Annotated in this window: 12 protein-coding genes, 1 tRNA gene and 1 pseudogene; all 14 read left to right on the top strand. The window is 72.9% G+C overall.

The genetic code is table 11. From position 1 onward, the window contains the following. Nucleotides 1–5: 5 nt before the first annotated feature. The 14 genes and pseudogenes from ACRRSS_RS24145 to ACRRSS_RS24080 all read left to right on the top strand — a co-directional run bounded on the left by ACRRSS_RS24145 (nt 6) and on the right by ACRRSS_RS24080 (nt 16,901). Nucleotides 6–1,043, top strand: coding sequence for a substrate-binding domain-containing protein (locus tag ACRRSS_RS24145; RefSeq protein ID WP_435973212.1), 1,038 nt, complete (start codon nt 6–8; stop codon nt 1,041–1,043). A gap of 251 nt (nt 1,044–1,294) precedes the next feature. After that, on the top strand, nt 1,295–2,611 hold the full coding sequence (locus tag ACRRSS_RS24140; RefSeq protein WP_435973211.1) for a Gfo/Idh/MocA family protein: 1,317 nt from the start codon (nt 1,295–1,297) through the stop codon (nt 2,609–2,611). Nucleotides 2,612–2,623: 12 nt separating this feature from the next. Beyond that, nucleotides 2,624–3,628, top strand: a complete 1,005-nt coding sequence (locus tag ACRRSS_RS24135) for a sugar phosphate isomerase/epimerase family protein (RefSeq protein WP_435973210.1) — start codon at nt 2,624–2,626, stop codon at nt 3,626–3,628. Between the two features lie 579 nt (nt 3,629–4,207). After that, on the top strand, nt 4,208–7,711 hold the full coding sequence (locus ACRRSS_RS24130; RefSeq protein ID WP_435973209.1) for a ThuA domain-containing protein: 3,504 nt from the start codon (nt 4,208–4,210) through the stop codon (nt 7,709–7,711). Between the two features lie 132 nt (nt 7,712–7,843). Continuing rightward, on the top strand, nt 7,844–8,989 hold the full coding sequence (locus ACRRSS_RS24125) for an inositol-3-phosphate synthase (RefSeq protein WP_435973208.1): 1,146 nt from the start codon (nt 7,844–7,846) through the stop codon (nt 8,987–8,989). After that, nucleotides 8,986–10,155: an SCO3242 family prenyltransferase gene (locus ACRRSS_RS24120; protein ID WP_435973207.1), complete on the top strand. Its 1,170-nt coding sequence runs from the start codon at nt 8,986–8,988 to the stop codon at nt 10,153–10,155. Before ACRRSS_RS24125 ends, ACRRSS_RS24120 begins: the two co-directional genes overlap by 4 nt. After that, nucleotides 10,152–11,156, top strand: coding sequence for a sugar phosphate isomerase/epimerase family protein (locus ACRRSS_RS24115; RefSeq protein ID WP_435973206.1), 1,005 nt, complete (start codon nt 10,152–10,154; stop codon nt 11,154–11,156). Before ACRRSS_RS24120 ends, ACRRSS_RS24115 begins: the two co-directional genes overlap by 4 nt. Then, the gene (locus ACRRSS_RS24110) at nt 11,150–11,719 is read left to right on the top strand and encodes an EboA domain-containing protein (RefSeq protein ID WP_435973205.1); all 570 of its coding nucleotides are present in this window, start codon (nt 11,150–11,152) and stop codon (nt 11,717–11,719) included. Before ACRRSS_RS24115 ends, ACRRSS_RS24110 begins: the two co-directional genes overlap by 7 nt. Next, nucleotides 11,719–12,567 carry a TatD family hydrolase gene (locus ACRRSS_RS24105; protein ID WP_435973204.1) on the top strand — a complete coding sequence of 283 codons (849 nt, stop codon included), beginning with the start codon at nt 11,719–11,721 and terminating at the stop codon, nt 12,565–12,567. The genes ACRRSS_RS24110 and ACRRSS_RS24105 overlap by 1 nt, the downstream gene beginning before the upstream one ends. A 9-nt stretch (nt 12,568–12,576) precedes the next feature. After that, nucleotides 12,577–13,764, top strand: a complete 1,188-nt coding sequence (eboE, locus tag ACRRSS_RS24100) for a metabolite traffic protein EboE (protein ID WP_435973203.1) — start codon at nt 12,577–12,579, stop codon at nt 13,762–13,764. Between the two features lie 10 nt (nt 13,765–13,774). Then, complete coding sequence (locus tag ACRRSS_RS24095) at nt 13,775–15,166, top strand: nucleotide pyrophosphatase/phosphodiesterase family protein (protein WP_435973202.1); 1,392 nt, start codon at nt 13,775–13,777, stop codon at nt 15,164–15,166. Nucleotides 15,167–15,235: 69 nt separating this feature from the next. Further along, a complete protein-coding gene (locus tag ACRRSS_RS24090) occupies nt 15,236–16,300 on the top strand; it encodes a sugar phosphate isomerase/epimerase family protein (RefSeq protein ID WP_435973201.1) in 1,065 nt (354 codons plus the stop codon). Between the two features lie 238 nt (nt 16,301–16,538). After that, a tRNA-Leu gene (locus ACRRSS_RS24085) sits at nt 16,539–16,626 on the top strand. 6 nt (nt 16,627–16,632) lie between these two features. After that, nucleotides 16,633–16,901: pseudogene (locus ACRRSS_RS24080) on the top strand (PhnA domain-containing protein). Nucleotides 16,902–16,904 lie beyond the last annotated feature (3 nt).

The raw sequence follows: 16,904 nt of genomic DNA, 5'->3' as shown, positions 1-16,904 counted from the left end.
CCGCCATGCCCGAAACCAGCCGCAGACACCTCCTCCTCGGCGGCGCGGCCGTCTCCGCCGGCGCCCTGCTCACCGCCTGCACCAGCAACGAGCCCAAGAGCCAGACGCCCGCCGCGAGCGCCGCCCCCGCCGCCGACGACAAGCCCGGCACCCCCGTCACCATCGGCTTCGCCGGCCCCCAGGCCGACCACGGCTGGCTCAACGCCATCAACCAGAACGCCAAGGACCGGGCGAGGAAGCACTCCGACGTCACCCTGGAGATCACCGAGGGCTCCAACGACACCGCCACCCAGATCGGCCAGGTCCAGACCCTCATCAACAAGAAGGTCGACGTCCTCGTCATCCTCCCCGCCGACGGCAAGGCCCTCACCCAGATCGGCCTCCAGGCCATGAAGGCCGGCATCCCCGTCATCAACCTCGACCGGATCTTCGCCTCCCCGCAGGCCTACCGCTGCTGGATCGGCGGCGACAACTACGGCATGGGCCTCAACGCCGGCAACTTCATCGGCGAACGACTCAAGGACAAGCCGAACGCCACCGTCGTCGAACTCGCCGGCATGGACAGCCTCGAACTCACCAAGCAGCGCACCCAGGGCTTCGACGACGCCCTCAAGAACTACCCCAACATCCGCAAGGTCGCCCGCCAGGCCGCCGACTTCACCGTCGAGTCCGGTCAGGCCAAGATGGCCCAACTCCTCCAGGCCCAGCCGAGGTTCGACGCCCTGTGGAACCACGACGACGACCAGGGGGTCGGCGCGCTCCGCGCCGTCGCCCAGGCCGGACGCAAGGACTTCCTCATGGTCGGCGGCGCCGGCGCCAAGTCCGCGATGGACGCCATCAAGGCCGACACCGGCGTCCTCAAGGCCACCGTCCTCTACCCGCCGACCATGGCCGCCTCGGCGATCGACCTCGCCCGCGCCCTCGGCCAGAAGAAGGGGGTCGGCGGCATGGCCGAACTGGAGATCCCCGCCTCGATCACCCTCTACTCGGCCGTCGTCACCAAGGAGAACGTCGACGAGTACCTGCCCACCGGCTTCAGCTGACGGGCCCGCCCGGGGCGGCCCCGGCCGACCCGCCCCCTGCCCCCGGGCGTCGGGCGTCGGGCGGCGGGCCGCCAGGGCCGCCGGGGCCGTCCGAAGTCGGCCCGACCGGGCCAGGCCTCCCGGCGGTCCGACCGAACCGGCTCCCGGAGGTCCCACCGGACCCGCTCCCGGCGGTCCGGCCGACCGGCTCCCGGCGGTCCGACCGCCCCCGGGGAGCCGTACCTCGCCGCACCACGAAACGGAGGAACCGTATGGAACAGACGGAGAGCGGGGCCGCACCGCCGCCCCTGGGCATCGGCATGGTCGGCTACGCGTTCATGGGAGCCGCCCACTCCCAGGGCTGGCGCACCGCCGGCCGCGTCTTCGACCTGCCGCTGAGACCCGTCCTCGCCGCGATCGCCGGCCGCGACGCCACCGCCGTCCGGGCCGCCGCCCGCCGACACGGCTGGGCCGCCGCCGAGACCGACTGGCGCGCCCTGATCGCCCGCGACGACGTCCAGCTCGTCGACGTCTGCACCCCGGGCGACAGCCACGCGGAGATCGCCGTCGCCGCCCTGGAGGCCGGCAAGCACGTGCTGTGCGAGAAGCCGCTCGCCAACTCGGTCGCCGAGGCCGAGACGATGGCGGCCGCCGCCGAAGCGGCCGCGGCCCGGGGCCAGATCGCCATGGTCGGCTTCAACTACCGCCGGGTCCCCGCCCTCTCGTACGCCCGGCAGCTCGTCGCCGACGGACGGCTCGGCGCCCTGCGGCACGTCCGGGTCACCTACCTCCAGGACTGGCTGGTCGACCCCGCCTTCCCGCTGACCTGGCGCCTGGAACGCGAGCACGCCGGCTCCGGAGCCCTCGGAGACCTGGGGGCACACGCCGTCGACCTCGCCCAGTTTCTGGCGGGGGAGCCGCTCGTCGGCGTGTCGGCGCTCACCGAGACCTTCGTACGGAAGCGGCCGCTGCTCGCCCGCACCGGCGCCGGAGGTCTCGCCGGGGGAGCGGGATCGGAGGCGTACGGACAGGTCACCGTCGACGACGCCGCCCTGTTCACCGGGCGGCTCGCCTCCGGGGCCCTCGCCTCCTTCGAGGCCACCCGGATGGCCGCGGGCCGCAAGAACGCGCTGCGCCTGGAGATCAACGGGGAGCGCGGCTCGCTCGCCTTCGACCTGGAACGGCTCAACGAACTGTCCTTCCACGACCACACCGAGCCGGCCGTCACAGCCGGGTTCCGCCGCATCCTGGTGACCGAACCGGACCACCCGTACCTGGAGGGCTGGTGGCCGCCCGGACACGGCCTCGGCTACGAGCACACCTTCGCCCACCAGGCCCGCGACCTGGTGCACGCCGTAGCGACCGGCACCGCCCCCACGCCCTCGTTCGCCGACGGCCTCCAGGTCCAGCGGGTCCTGGCCGCGGTGGAGGAGAGCGCCCGGAACAACGCCGTCTACACCCCCGTACCCGTACTCGAACCCGCGTCCGCACCTGGATCCGCATCCGCATCCGCGCCCGGACCCGCATCCGCGCCCGGATCCGTGTCCGCCGAAGCTCCCACCACGCCCGTACCGAGCCCGAGCAGCTAGGAGGCGCCCGACGTGCCCCGACCCTTCACGCTCTTCACCGGCCAGTGGGCCGACCTACCGCTGGAGGAGGTCTGCCGCCTCGCCCGCGACTTCGGCTACGACGGCCTCGAACTCGCCTGCTGGGGTGACCACTTCGAAGTGGACAAGGCCCTCGCCGACCCGGCCTACGTCAAGGGCAGGCGCGAACTGCTCGACGCGTACGGACTGAAGTGCTGGGCGATCTCCAACCACCTGGTGGGGCAGGCCGTCTGCGACCATCCGATCGACGAACGCCACCAGGCGATCGTGCCCGCCCGGATCTGGGGCGACGGCGACGCCGAGGGGGTACGGCAGCGGGCCGCCCGCGAACTCGCGGACACCGCCCGGGCCGCCGCCGCGCTCGGCGTCGACACCGTCATCGGCTTCACCGGCTCCTCGATCTGGCATCTGGTGGCGATGTTCCCGCCGGTCCCCGAGCGCATGGTCGAGCGCGGCTTCGAGGACTTCGCGGAGCGGTGGAACCCGATCCTCGACGTCTTCGACGCCGAGGGCGTGCGCTTCGCCCACGAGGTGCACCCCAGCGAGATCGCCTACGACTACTGGACCACCCAGCGGGCCCTGGAGGCGGTCGACCGGCGCCCCGCCTTCGGTCTCAACTTCGACCCGAGCCACTTCGTGTGGCAGGACCTCGACCCGGTCGGCTTCCTGTGGGACTTCCGCGACCGGATCTACCACGTGGACTGCAAGGAGGCCCGCAAGCGGCTCGACGGCCGCAACGGGCGACTGGGCTCCCACCTGCCCTGGGGCGACCCCCGGCGCGGCTGGGACTTCGTCTCCGCCGGACACGGCGACGTGCCCTGGGAGGACGTCTTCCGGATGCTCCGGTCGATCGGCTACGCCGGGCCCGTCTCCGTGGAGTGGGAGGACGCCGGCATGGACAGGCTGACCGGTGCCCCCGAGGCGCTGTCGTTCCTCAAGCGGTACGACTTCGACCCGCCGGCGGCCTCCTTCGACGCCGCCTTCGGGAGCGGCGACTGACCTGAACGCGCGGGTCCGTGCCCGGCGGCGACGGTGCCACCGGGCCGGTCCGCCCTGCCCGCGAGAGGCTTTGTCCTCTGGCGGGGAAAAGTTCGACCGTGCCGGTGCGCCAGGGCTTTCCGCGGTGGACGAACCCGGCTACGGTCCCTGATGTGTACATGGCAAGGCGGCGTGTGGTGACGCCCCGTCGACGCGCGGTGTGAAGCGGCCGGCGTGACGGCGCACGCCGGTCCCCGGACACCCGCACACCCGGCCCGAATCCGGAGGACATCCGTGCAAGGAAACCCACTCCGAGCCGAACGATCCCGAGCCGAGCGACCCCGAGCCCAACTGTTCCGAGCCCGACGACTCCGACCGCGAGGACTGCGATCGCGGCCGCTCCGATCGGGGGGACTCCTGCCACAGGGACTCCCTGCCCGACGGCTCCGCGCCAGGAGGACACTCGCCCTCCTCACCGTCGGACTGCTCGCCCTCGGCACCCCCCAGGCCCTCGCCGCCCAACCCGAGGCCCCCGCCCCCGCCGCCGAGGAGTTCCAGCAGATCACCCTCGCCAAGGGCGGCGAAGAGGTCGGCGAACCCATGTCCCTCGCCGTACTCCCCGACCGCAGCGTCCTGCACACCTCCCGCAACGGCGAACTCCGCCGCACCGACGCCGCCGGCAACACCACCGTCATCGGCACCGTCCCCGTCTACTCCCACGACGAGGAAGGCCTCCAGGGCATCGGCCTCGACCCCGACTTCGCCCGGAACAAGGCCGTCTACCTCTACTACGCCCCGCCCCTGAATACCCCCGCGGGCGACGCCCCCGAGAACGGCACCGCCGCCGACTTCGCCCCGTACGACGGAGTCAACCGCCTCTCCCGCTTCACGCTGAAGGCCGACGGCACCCTCGACAACGCCAGCGAGAAGAAGGTCATCGACGTCCCCGCCACCCGCGGCATCTGCTGCCACGTCGGCGGCGACATCGACTTCGACGCCCAGGGCAACCTCTACCTCTCGACCGGCGACGACTCCAACCCCTTCGCCTCCGACGGCTTCACCCCCATCGACGAACGCCCCGACCGCAACCCCGCCTTCGACGCCCGCCGCACCTCCGGCAACACCAACGACCTCCGCGGCAAGATCCTCCGCATCAAGGTCGCCGACGACGGCACCTACACCGTCCCCGACGGCAACCTCTTCGCCCCCGGCACCGCGAAGACCCGTCCCGAGATCTACGCCATGGGCTTCCGCAACCCCTTCCGCTTCAGCGTCGACAAGGCCACCGGCGTCCTCTACGTCGGCGACTACGGCCCCGACGCCGGCGCCGCCGACCCGGAGCGAGGCCCCGCCGGACAGGTCGAATTCGCCCGCGTCACCAAGCCCGGAAACTTCGGCTGGCCCTTCTGTACCGGCGACAACGACCCCTACGTCGACTACGACTTCGCGAGCAGGACCTCCGGCGCCACCTTCGACTGCGCGGCGCCGAGGAACGACTCCCCGCACAACACCGGACTCGTCGACCTCCCGCCCGCCGAACCCGCCTGGATCCCGTACAACGCGGGCTCCGTACCCGAGTTCGGCACCGGATCCGAGTCCCCGATGGGCGGCCCCGTCTACCGCTACGACGCCGCCTCCACCTCCCCCGTCAAGTTCCCGGAGGCGTACGACGGCGACTTCTTCGCCGGAGAGTTCGGCCGCCGCTGGATCAAACGCGTCGACCAGGACGACAACGGCACCGTCGCCTCCATCAACGCCGTGCCCTGGACAGGCACCCAGGTGATGGACATGGCCTTCGGACCCGACGGCGCGCTCTACGTCCTCGACTACGGCACCGCCTGGTTCGGCGGCGACCACAACTCGGGGCTCTACCGCATCGAGAACGCCACCGGCGGCCGCTCCCCGGTGGCCGAGGCGAGCGCCGGCAAGACCTCCGGCACCGCCCCCCTCAAGGTCTCCTTCTCCTCCGCCGGCACCACCGACGGCGACGGCGACACCCTCACCTACACCTGGGACTTCGGCGACGGAGGCACCTCCACCGCCGCCAACCCCACCCACACGTACCGCAGGAACGGCACGTACACCGCGACCGTCACCGCCAAGGACACCACCGGCCGCACCGGATCCGCCTCCGTCCACGTCGTCGTCGGCAACACCGCCCCCAAGGTCACCCTCGAACTCCCCGCCGAAGGAGCCCTCTTCGCCTTCGGCGACGAGATCCCCTTCCGCGTGAAGGTCACCGACCCCGAGGACGGCACGATCGACTGCGCCAAGGTCAAGGTCACCTACGTCCTCGGCCACGACAGCCACGGCCACCCCGTCACCTCGGCCAACGGCTGCACCGGCACCATCAAGACCTCCTCCGACGGCGGCCACGACGACGACGCCAACATCTTCGCCGTCTTCGACGCCGAGTACACCGACGGCGGAGGCGGCGGACAGGCCGCCCTCACCACCCACGACCAGGCCAAACTCCAGCCCCGCCACCGCCAGGCCGAGCACTTCGACGCACAGGACGGCGTCACCGTCTTCGACAAGACCCAGGCGCACGGCGGACGCACCGTCGGCGACATCGACGACGGCGACTGGATCTCCCTCAAGCCCTACAACCTGCGCGGAGCCACCAAACTCACCGCCCGCGTCTCCTCCGGCGGCGCCGGCGGCTTCCTCGAAGTCCGCACCGGCTCACCCACCGGAACCCTCCACGGCTCCGCACCCGTCCCCGTCACCGGCGGCTGGGAGACCTTCCAGGACATCGACGTACCCCTGCGAAGCCTGCCCCGCACGACCACCGAGCTCTTCCTCGTCTTCAAGGGCGGAACCGGCGCACTCTACGACGTCGACGACTTCACCCTCTCCAGCACCCCCGTCGACCGGAACGCCACACGCGTCCTCGTCTTCTCCCGTACAGCCGGATTCCGCCACGACTCGATCGGCACCGGCATCACCGCACTGAAGGAACTCGGCGCCCAGAGCGGCATCACCGTCGACGCGACGGAGGAACCCCGCCAGTTCACCACCAGCAACCTCGCCCGCTATGACGCCGTCGTCTTCCTCTCGACCACCGGAGACGTCCTCGACGCCGCACAGCAGACCGCCTTCGAGAACTACCTCTCCACCGGCGGCGGCTACATGGGCATCCACGCCGCCGCCGACACCGAGTACGACTGGGAGTTCTACGGCGGACTCGTCGGCGCCCACTTCGCCTCACACCCCCAGATCCAGCCCGCGACCGTACGGGTCGAGGACCACGACCATCCCGCCACCGCCCACCTCGACGGCCCCTGGCAGCGCACCGACGAGTGGTACGACTACCGCACCAACCCCCGCGGCCAGGCCCGGATCCTCGCCACCCTCGACGAGACCACCTACCGGGGCGGCACCATGAAGGGCGACCACCCCATCGCCTGGTGCAAGACCTACGGTGGAGGCCGCTCCTTCTACACCGGCGGCGGCCACACCAAGGAGTCGTACACCGAACCCGCCTTCCGCCACCACCTCCTCGGCGGCCTCCGGTACGCCACCGGCCAGGTCAAGGCCGACTGCCGGCCCCGGACCGGCTACCGGGACCTCTTCAACGGCGAGACCGCCGAAGGCTGGAAGCAGGCCGGCCCCGGCGCCTTCGACATCACCGACGGCGAACTCCGCTCCACCGGCGGCATGGGCATGCTCTGGTACCAGGCCAAGGAACTCCGGTCCTACTCCCTCACCCTGGACTGGAAACTCACCGGCGACGACAACTCCGGCGTCTTCGTCGGCTTCCCCGCCTCCGACGACCCCTGGTCCGCCGTGAACAACGGCTACGAGATCCAGATCGACGCCACCGACACCCCCGACCGCACCACCGGAGCCGTCTACGGCTTCAAGTCGGCCAACCTCAAGGCCCGCGACCAGGCCCTCCGCCCACCCGGCCAGTGGAACACGTACGAGATCCGCGTCCAGGGCGAACGCCTCCAGGTCTTCCTCAACGGCCTCAAGATCAACGACTTCACCAACACCGACCCGGCCCGCAGCCTCACCAGCGGCCACATCGGCATCCAGAACCACGGAGCCGCGGACCGGGCCGCCTTCCGCGACATCCGCCTCAAGGAACTCCCCTCCTGACGGGAGCCCACCCGGACGACGGTGGGCGGGGCGGCGCCGTACCCCCCGCCCACCGTCACCACCTCCCACCGTCACCACCTTCCCCATGCGCAACCCCACCCCCTTCCCCGGATGAGCAGGGAGGCCGCCGCCATGACCCCCGCACCCCGTACCGGAATCTGGCTCGTCGGCGCGAGAGGCTCCGTCGCCACCACCACCGTGGCCGGCTGCGCCGCCCTCGGCGCCGGACTCCACCCACCGACCGGCATGGCCACCGAGACCCCCGGCCTCGCCGACACCGGCCTGCCCCCACTCCACTCCCTCGTCTTCGGCGGACACGACACCACCGACTGCCCGCTCCCCAAGCGCGCCGAACAGCTCACCGCCGCCGGAGTCCTCCCGTACGGCCTCGTCCACGCCCTCACCGGCGAGCTCGAAGCCGCCGACCGAGAGATCCGCCCCGGCGGCCCCATCCCCGGCGACACCCGCACCGACGAACAACTCGTCAGCGCCTTCACCGCAGACCTGACGGATTTCCGTCATCGCATTGGCCTGGACCGCGTCGTGGTCGTCAATGTGGCCTCCACGGAGCCGGCGTCGGGGGGCGCCGGGCTCCCGCCCAGCACCCTGTACGCCGCCGCCGCGCTCCGCGCCGGTTGCCCGTACGTCAACTTCACCCCGTCCACCGGCCTGCGCCACCCCGCCCTCGCCACAGCGCTCGCCGCGAGCGGACTGCCCCACGCCGGCCGCGACGGCAAGACCGGACAGACCCTCCTCCGCGCCGTCCTCGCCCCGATGTTCCACCAGCGCGCGCTGACCGTACGGGCCTGGTCCGGCAGCAACCTCCTCGGCGGCGGCGACGGAGCCGCCCTCGCCGACCCGGCGGCCGCCGCCGCCAAGAACGCCGGCAAGGAACGCGTCCTCACCGACACCCTCGGCCCCGGCGTCGAAGGCCAGGTCCACATCGACGACGTCCCCGCGATGGGGGAGTGGAAGACCGCCTGGGACCACATCGCCTTCGACGGCTTCCTCGGCACCCGCATGATCCTCCAGACCCTCTGGCAGGGCTGCGACTCCGCCCTCGCCGCCCCCCTCGTCCTCGACCTGGGCCGCCTCACGGCCCGCGCCCACGAGAAGGGCCTCGCGGGACCCCTGGAAGACCTCGCCTTCTACTTCAAGGACCCCGAAGGCACCCCGCCGGCCGCGTTGGCCGACCAGTACGCCCGCCTCCTTGCCTTCGGCCGCAGACTGGGGGAACCGTCGTCCTCGGACGACGCGGGCCCGGAGTCGGCCCGATGACCGCGCGCGCCGGAAGGGGACGGGCACGGGCCTGGGCGGAACTCCTCCGCGTCTCGGCGCTGTTCTCGGTCCCGGGCGACGCCCTCGCGGGCGCGGCGGCGGCGGGGGCCCGCCCCGGACGGGGCACGCTGTACGCGATCGGCGCCTCCCTCTGTCTGTACGAGGCGGGGATGGCCCTCAACGACTGGGCCGACCGCGCGGAGGACGCCGCCGAACGCCCGCACCGCCCCCTGCCCTCCGGCCGCATCACCCCCGGGTCCGCCCTCGCCGCCTCCGCCGCCCTCACCACGGCGGGCCTCGCGCTGGCGTCCCGCGCGGGCCGCCCCTCCCTCGCGGTGGCCACAGCCCTCGCCACCACGGTCTGGGCCTACGACCTCGGCCTCAAACACACCCCGGCGGGCCCCGCCACCATGGCCACGGCCCGCGCCCTGGACCTCCTCCTGGGCGCAACGGCCTCGTCCCCCGCCTTCCCCTTGCTCACCGGGCCGTCCGGATGCGGTTCAACAGCGTCCGGTGCGCGCGCCGGGGCGTCGGGGTCCGGCTCGCGCCCGATCGCGCACCCTCACACCGCTCACCCTCACACCGCCCTCCCTCACGCCGTTCGGGCGCTCCCGTCCGCGGTCCTGCTCGGGGCCCACACCTACGCCGTCACCGCCGTCTCTCGCCACGAGACCCAGGGCGGCTCCACCCGCACCCCGCTCGCCGCCCTCGCCGTGACCCTCGCGGTGGCCGGGGTGGCCGGGGTGGCCGGGGTGGCGGGGGTGGCTGGGGTGGCCGGGGTGCCCGGAGCGGTGCCCGGATCCCGGTCCGGCGGCGCGGGGGGCCGCCGGACCGGCGCGGGCGACGTTCCCGGCTCCTCCGGGGGCCCCGCCCCCCGCCCCCGCCCCGCCCTCCCCACCCACCGGACCCGCCCGCCCCGCCCCTCCCGCGGTCTCGGCCCCCTCCTCGCCCTCGCCTACGCCCGCACCCCCGCCACCCTCCTCCTGCACGCCGCGCTCAACCCGTCCGCGGCGCTCACCGAGCGGGCCGTGGGTGGCGGGATCCGGGCCACGATCCCGCTCCAGGCCACGCTCGCCGCCCGGGCCGGGGCGCCGGGTACCGCGCTCGCGCTGCTCGCCCTCGTCCCGGCCGCCCGCGCCCTCGCCCGGAAGGTGAGCCCCACATGACCACCACCGGCCGCTCCGCACACCATCCTGACCACCCCGACGCACCCGACCCCGTGCGCATCGATCACTCCGACGGAGCCCACCCCGCGCGCCCCGCCGCCATCCCCGTCCCCGCCGACCGGGCCGCGGCCGACCCCGCCGTCCGTCCACGGCTGGGCTACGGCACCAACGGCCTCACCGACCTCCGGCTCGACGACGCCCTCGGCCTGCTCGCGGACCTCGGCTACGACGGAGTCGGGCTGACCCTCGACCACATGCACCTCGACCCTCTCGCCCCGACCTGGCCGCCCGCACCGCCCGGGTCGCCCGGCGCCTGGGCGAGCTGGGGCTCGGCGTCACCGTCGAGACCGGCGCCCGCTACGTCCTCGACCCCCGCCGCAAACACGGCCCGTCCCTCCTCGACCCGGACCCCGAGGACCCGCGCCGCCCGCGTCCGGCTGCTGCTGCGGGCCGTCCGTGTCGCGGCCGATCTCGGCGCGCACGCCGTGCACTGTTTCAGCGGCACCCTCCCTGCCGACACCCCGCCCGACGAGGCCTGGAAGCGGCTCGCCTCCTCGCTCACCCCCGTTCTCACGGCCGCGGAAGCCGCCCGTGTCCCCCTGGCCGTCGAACCCGAACCCGGCCATCTCCTCGCCACCCTCGGCGACTTCCACCATCTGCGGGGACTCCTCGGAGACCCCGCACCCGCCCTCCTCGGCCTCACCCTCGACATCGGCCACTGCCAGTGCCTCGAACCACTCCCTCCCGCCGACTGCGTACGGGCCGCCGCCCCCTGGGTGCACCACGTCCAGATCGAGGACATGCGGCGCGGCGTCCACGAGCACCTTCCGTTCGGAGACGGAGAGATCGACTTCCCGCCGGTCCTGGCCGCCCTCACCGAGCTCACCGCCGCCGGCTTTCCCGGCCTGACCGTGGTCGAACTGCCCCGGCATTCGCACGCCGGCCCCGAACTCGCCCGCACCTCCCTCTCCTTCCTGCGCCCGGAGTCCTCGTCATGCTGACCGCCGCCGACCTCCCCGCCGACGCCCGCGCCTGGCTGCACTCCGCCCTCGCGGAGGCCGCCGCCCGCACCCCCGGGTGGGAGGAGCGCTTCGTCGCCGCCGGACGGTACTGCGGGTACGCGCACGCGGACGAGGTCCGCTCCCTCCTCCTGAAGGCGGCCGGAGCCGACCCCGACACCCTCGCCCGGCTCTACCACCACGGCGCCGCCGCCGAGCGCCGAGCCGTCCTCCTGGCCCTCCCCACCCTCGTCACCGGCCCCGAGGCCGTGCCCCTCGTCGAGGACGCCCTGCGCACCCACGACACCACCCTCCTCGCCGCCGCCCTCGGCCCCTACGCCGCCACCCACCTCACCCCCCACGCCTGGCGCCACGCCCTCCTCAAATGTCTCTTCACCGGTGTCCCCGTCACCCGCGTCGCCGGCCTCGCCGAGCGCGCCGCCGGCGACACCGAACTCGCCCGGATGCTCGCCGACCACGCCGCCGAACGCACCGCCGCCGGCCGCCCCGTCCCCGCCGACCTCTCCCGCGTCCTCGCCCTCACCGCCCCCGCCGAGGAGTCCTGATGCGCATCTTCGACCCCCACATCCACATGACCTCGCGCACCACGGACGACTACCGGGCGATGTACGACGCCGGCGTCCGCGCCCTCGTCGAACCGTCCTTCTGGCTCGGCCAGCCGCGCACCTCGCCCGCCTCCTTCCTCGACTACTTCGACTCCCTGCTCGGCTGGGAGCCCTTCCGCGCCGCCCAGCACGGAATCGCCCACCACTGCGCCCTCGCCCTCAACCCCAAGGAGGCCAACGACCCCCGCTGCGTGCCCGTCCTCGACGCCCTGCCCCGCTATCTCGCCAAGGACGGTGTCGTCGCCGTCGGCGAGATCGGCTACGACTCCCTGACGCCCGCCGAGGACACCGCTCTCGCCGCCCAGCTCCAGCTCGCCGCCGACCACGGCCTGCCGGCGCTCGTCCACACCCCGCACCGCGACAAGCTCACCGGTCTGCGCCGCACGATCGACGTCGTGCGCGAGTCCGCGCTCGCCCCCGACCGCGTCCTCCTCGACCACCTCAACGAGACGACCGTCAAGGAGGCCGCCGACAGCGGCGCCTGGCTGGGCTTCTCCGTCTATCCCGACACCAAGATGGACGAGGACCGGACGGTCGCGATCATCAAGGAGTACGGCACCGGACGGGTCCTCGTGAACTCGGCCGCCGACTGGGGCCGCAGCGACCCCCTCAAGACCCGCGCGGTCGCCGACGCCATGCTCGACGCCGGCTTCACCGACGACGACGTCGACCAGGTCCTCTGGCGCAACCCGGTCGCCTTCTACGGACTCGGCGGCCGCCTCCGCCTCGACCTCCCGGCCCCGCCGGACCTGCACGAGGGCAACTCCGTCCTCCGCGGCGGGGAATGAGGCGCCCCCATGCGCTTCCGGCACCCGGACGGCTCCACCGTCCACCTCGCCTACTGCACCAACGTGCACCCGGCCGAGACCCTCGACGGCGTCCTCGCCCAACTCCGCGACCACTGCGAGCCGGTCCGCCGCCGCCTCGGCCGAGACCGCCTCGGCATCGGACTCTGGCTGGCCCGCGACGCCGCCCGCTCCCTGACCACCGACCCGTCCGCGCTCCGCGCGCTCCGCGCCGAACTCGACCGACGCGGCCTCGAAGTGGTCACCCTGAACGGCTTCCCCTACGAAGGCTTCGGCGCCGACGAGGTCAAGTACCGGGTCTACCAGCCCGACTGGACCCGGCTCGAGCGCCTCGCCCACACCACCGACCTGGCCCGGCTCCTCGCCGCGCTGCTCCCCGACGATGTCACCGAGGGGTCCGTCTCCACCCTGCCCCTCGCCTGGCGCACCCCCTTCGACGCCCGCGCGGCCGCCCTCGCCCGCACCGCGCTGACGACGCTCGCCACCCGGCTCGACGCACTGGAGGACCTCACCGGCAGGAGCATCCGGATCGGGATCGAGCCGGAGCCCGGCTGCACGGTCGAGACCGTCGCCGACGCCGTCACCGCGCTCGCCGGCGTACCGAGTCCCCGCATCGGCGTCTGCCTCGACACCTGCCACCTCGCGACCTCCTTCGAGGACCCGCGCACCGCGCTCGACGCGCTCGCCGCCGCCGGAGTCCCGGTGCCCAAGGCGCAGCTCTCCGCCGCGCTCCACGCCGAGCAGCCGCACCTCCCCGAGGTCAGGGCGGCGCTCGCCGCGTTCGCCGAACCCCGGTTCCTCCACCAGACCCGTACCCGGACCGCCGCCGGACTCCGCGGCACCGACGACCTCCCCGAGGCCCTCGGCGCCGACGGCCACGCGCGCTCCGCCGTGCTTCCCGACGCCACGCCCTGGCGGGCCCACTTCCACGTTCCCCTGCACGCTCCCCCCGCTCCTCCGCTCGGTTCCACGCTTCCCGTCCTCCAGGACACCCTCGCCCTCCTCGTCGGAGGTCCGCATCCACGCACCCGCCACCTGGAGGTCGAGACGTACACCTGGCAGGCCCTTCCGCCCGACCGCCGCCCCCGCACCCGGGCCCGGCTCGCGGACGGCATCGCCGCCGAACTGACCCTGGCCCGCGACCTGCTGACCGACCTCGGCCTCAAGGAACTGCCGTGAAGGAACTGCCATGAGCGACACCGCACCCGCGCCCACCCCTCTCCTGGTCCTCGACGTCGTCGGTCTCACCCCCCGGCTCCTGCCCCACATGCCCCACCTGGCAGCCCTCGCCCGCAGTGGCTCCCAGGCCCCGCTCTCCACTGTCCTGCCCGCCGTCACCTGCACCGCCCAGACCACCTTCCTCACCGGCACCCTCCCCGCCGAGCACGGCATCGTCGGCAACGGCTGGTACTTCCGGGACCTCGGAGACGTCCTGCTGTGGCGCCAGCACAACGGCCTCGTCTCCGGTGACCGCCTGTGGGACGCCGCCCGCCGCACCCACCCCGGCTACACCGTCGCCAACATCTGCTGGTGGTACGCCATGGGCGCCGACACCGACATCACCGTCACCCCACGCCCCGTCTACTACGCCGACGGCCGCAAGGAACCCGACTGCTACACCCGGCCCCCCGCCCTCCACGACGAGCTCACCGAGAAGTTCGGCACGTTTCCCCTCTTCCATTTCTGGGGCCCCGGCGCCGACCTCGTCTCCAGCCGCTGGATCGTCGACGCCACCCGGCACATCCTCCGTACCCGCCGCCCCGACCTCGCCCTCTGCTACGTCCCCCACCTCGACTACGACCTCCAGCGCTACGGCCCCGACGACCCGCGCTCCTTCCGCGCCGCCGCCGCGCTCGACACCGTCCTCGCCCCGCTCCTCGCCGATGCGCGCGCCGAGGGGCGCACGGTCGTCGTCCTCTCCGAGTACGGCATCACCCGTGTCGACCGGCCCGTCGACATCAACCGGGCCCTGCGCCGCGCGGGCCTCCTCGAGGTCCACACGCAGGACGGCATGGAGTACCTGGACCCCATGACCTCGCGGGCGTTCGCCGTGGCCGACCACCAGATCGCCCACGTATACGTCCGGCGCGCCACGGATCTGCCGGCGGTCCGCGAAGCCCTCGAAGGCCTGCCCGGTCTGGAACGGCTCCTCGACGACGACGGGAAGAAGGAGTACGGCCTCGACCATCCGCGCTCGGGGGAACTGGTCGCCCTGGCCGAGCCCGACTCCTGGTTCACGTACTACTACTGGCTCGACGACGCCAGGGCCCCCGACTTCGCGCGGCTCGTCGAGATCCACCGCAAGCCCGGCTACGACCCGGCCGAACTCCTCATGGACCCGTTCGACCCCTACGTACGGGTCAAGGCCGCCCGGGAGATCGCGCGCAAGAAGCTCGGTATGCGGTACCGGCTCGCGGTCGTCCCTCTCGACCCCTCACCTCTTCGCGGCAGCCATGGCCGCCTCCCCGCGAGCGATGACGAAGGTCCGCTCATCCTGTGCTCCACCCCCCGCGCCCTGGACGGCCGCGTCGCGGCCACCGATGTGAAGAACCTGCTGCTCAGGCTGGCCGGAGCCGTCTGAGACCCCGTCCTGATTCCCAGCTGAATCCAGTGAAGCAGGCCCCGCCGACAGCGAAGGAGTTATCCACAGATGAGTCGCACCCGCCGTACCGAAGCCGACCGCGACCCCGAGCTCGTCCACAGGCTCAGCAGGCGGAACATGCTGGGCGTCGCCGCCGGCGCGACCGCCGCCGCCCTCCTCGGCGCCGCGGCCCCGGCGACGGCGGCGACCGAGGCCACCGCCGCGCCACACGGCGGCCACGGCCACGGCCGCCCCGTCCTGCCGCCCGGCCGTCTCGGCATCCAGCTCTACTCGCTGCGCGACAAGGTCTCCACTCTCGGCTTCGCCCCCGTCTTCGCGGAACTGCGGAAGTACGGCTACGACGAGGTCGAGTACGCGGGCTACGAGCAGGGCTCGGCCGGCCCGATCAGCCTCGCCCAGCTCAAGCGCCTCACCCGAGACCACGGACTACGCCCCATCGGCAGTCACGTCGGCTACTACTCCACCGACCCCGCCGCGTACACCTTCGCCCAGAACCTCGACCGCGTCCTCGACGACGCCGCGGCCCTGGGGCTGCCCCACATCGGCACCGCCTCCGGGCCGTGGCGCTACGGCTCCACGGTCGACGGCTGGAAGCGCTGCGCCGAGGAGTTCAACCGCTTCGGTGCCGCGGCGAGGAAGCGCGGCATGAAGTTCTACCAGCACAACCACTCGGAGGAGTTCTCCTTCGCGAGCGACCGTCCCGACGTACGCCTCTACGACGTCCTCCTCGCGGAGACCGACCCCGACCTCGTGCACCTGGAGATGGACGTCTTCTGGGCCTACGTCGGCCAGTACCGCTACTCCGTCCGCCCGGACGGCGCCCCGGCCCCGTTCGACCCGCTGGACTACGTCCTCGCGCAGCCGCACCGCTATCCGCTCTTCCACGTCAAGGACGGCGACCGGGACGACTCCGCCGTTCCCTACGGCTACCGCATGACGGACGTCGGGGACGGGGACATCGACTACCGGCGCTTCATCTCGGCGGTCGACCGCACCCGCCATGGCAGGCACGCCCACCACTGGCAGACCGAGCGGGACAACCCCGTCGACTCGCTCGGCTTCGCCCGCAGGTCCAGCGCCCACCTGCACTCCCTGCGCGAGAAGGGCCGCTGACCCGAGGGGCGGCCCAGGCCCCCGACCAGGGGTTCCGCGCCACCGTAGGCACCCGGCCGCACTCCGCGTACGCGGGCGCGCACCCCGCGTGCGCGCGGTCGGACAATTCGGTCTGGATCAAGGACTGTAAGGCGGCTGCACCTCACTGACCACGGAAAACGCTGGTGAAAGGCACCTCGAACCCCTGGTAGAGTTACATCTGTCGCCGCGAGGGAAACCATGAAGCGACAGACACCTTGTCCGGGTGGCGGAATGGCAGACGCGCTAGCTTGAGGTGCTAGTGCCCTTTATCGGGCGTGGGGGTTCAAGTCCCCCCTCGGACACCAGCGGAAATGCCGGTCGATCTCGTATCGACCGGCATTTCGCGTTCCCCGCCGGGCGCTCCGGCGGCCCGGGGTGGTGCCGTAGGCGGCCGCCTCCTCGGCGACGCGATGACGGTCGTCAAGGCCTCAAGGTCAGGGGTGACCCCTCCGGGATCACGGCGGGCACCGAGGTGCGCACCATCCGTCCGGTCGACGGCGTCGACGGGCACGACATCGACTGCGGGATCGACGGCTTCGGCGCCATGCGGCTCACGTCCGGTGTGGTCAGGAAGGCCTGACCG

Source organism: Streptomyces sp. Qhu_M48, assembly GCF_051305195.1.
Lineage (GTDB): Bacteria > Actinomycetota > Actinomycetes > Streptomycetales > Streptomycetaceae > Streptomyces.
Note: the sequence above shows the minus strand (reverse complement) of the source record. Positions and strands in the feature narration are given on the sequence as shown.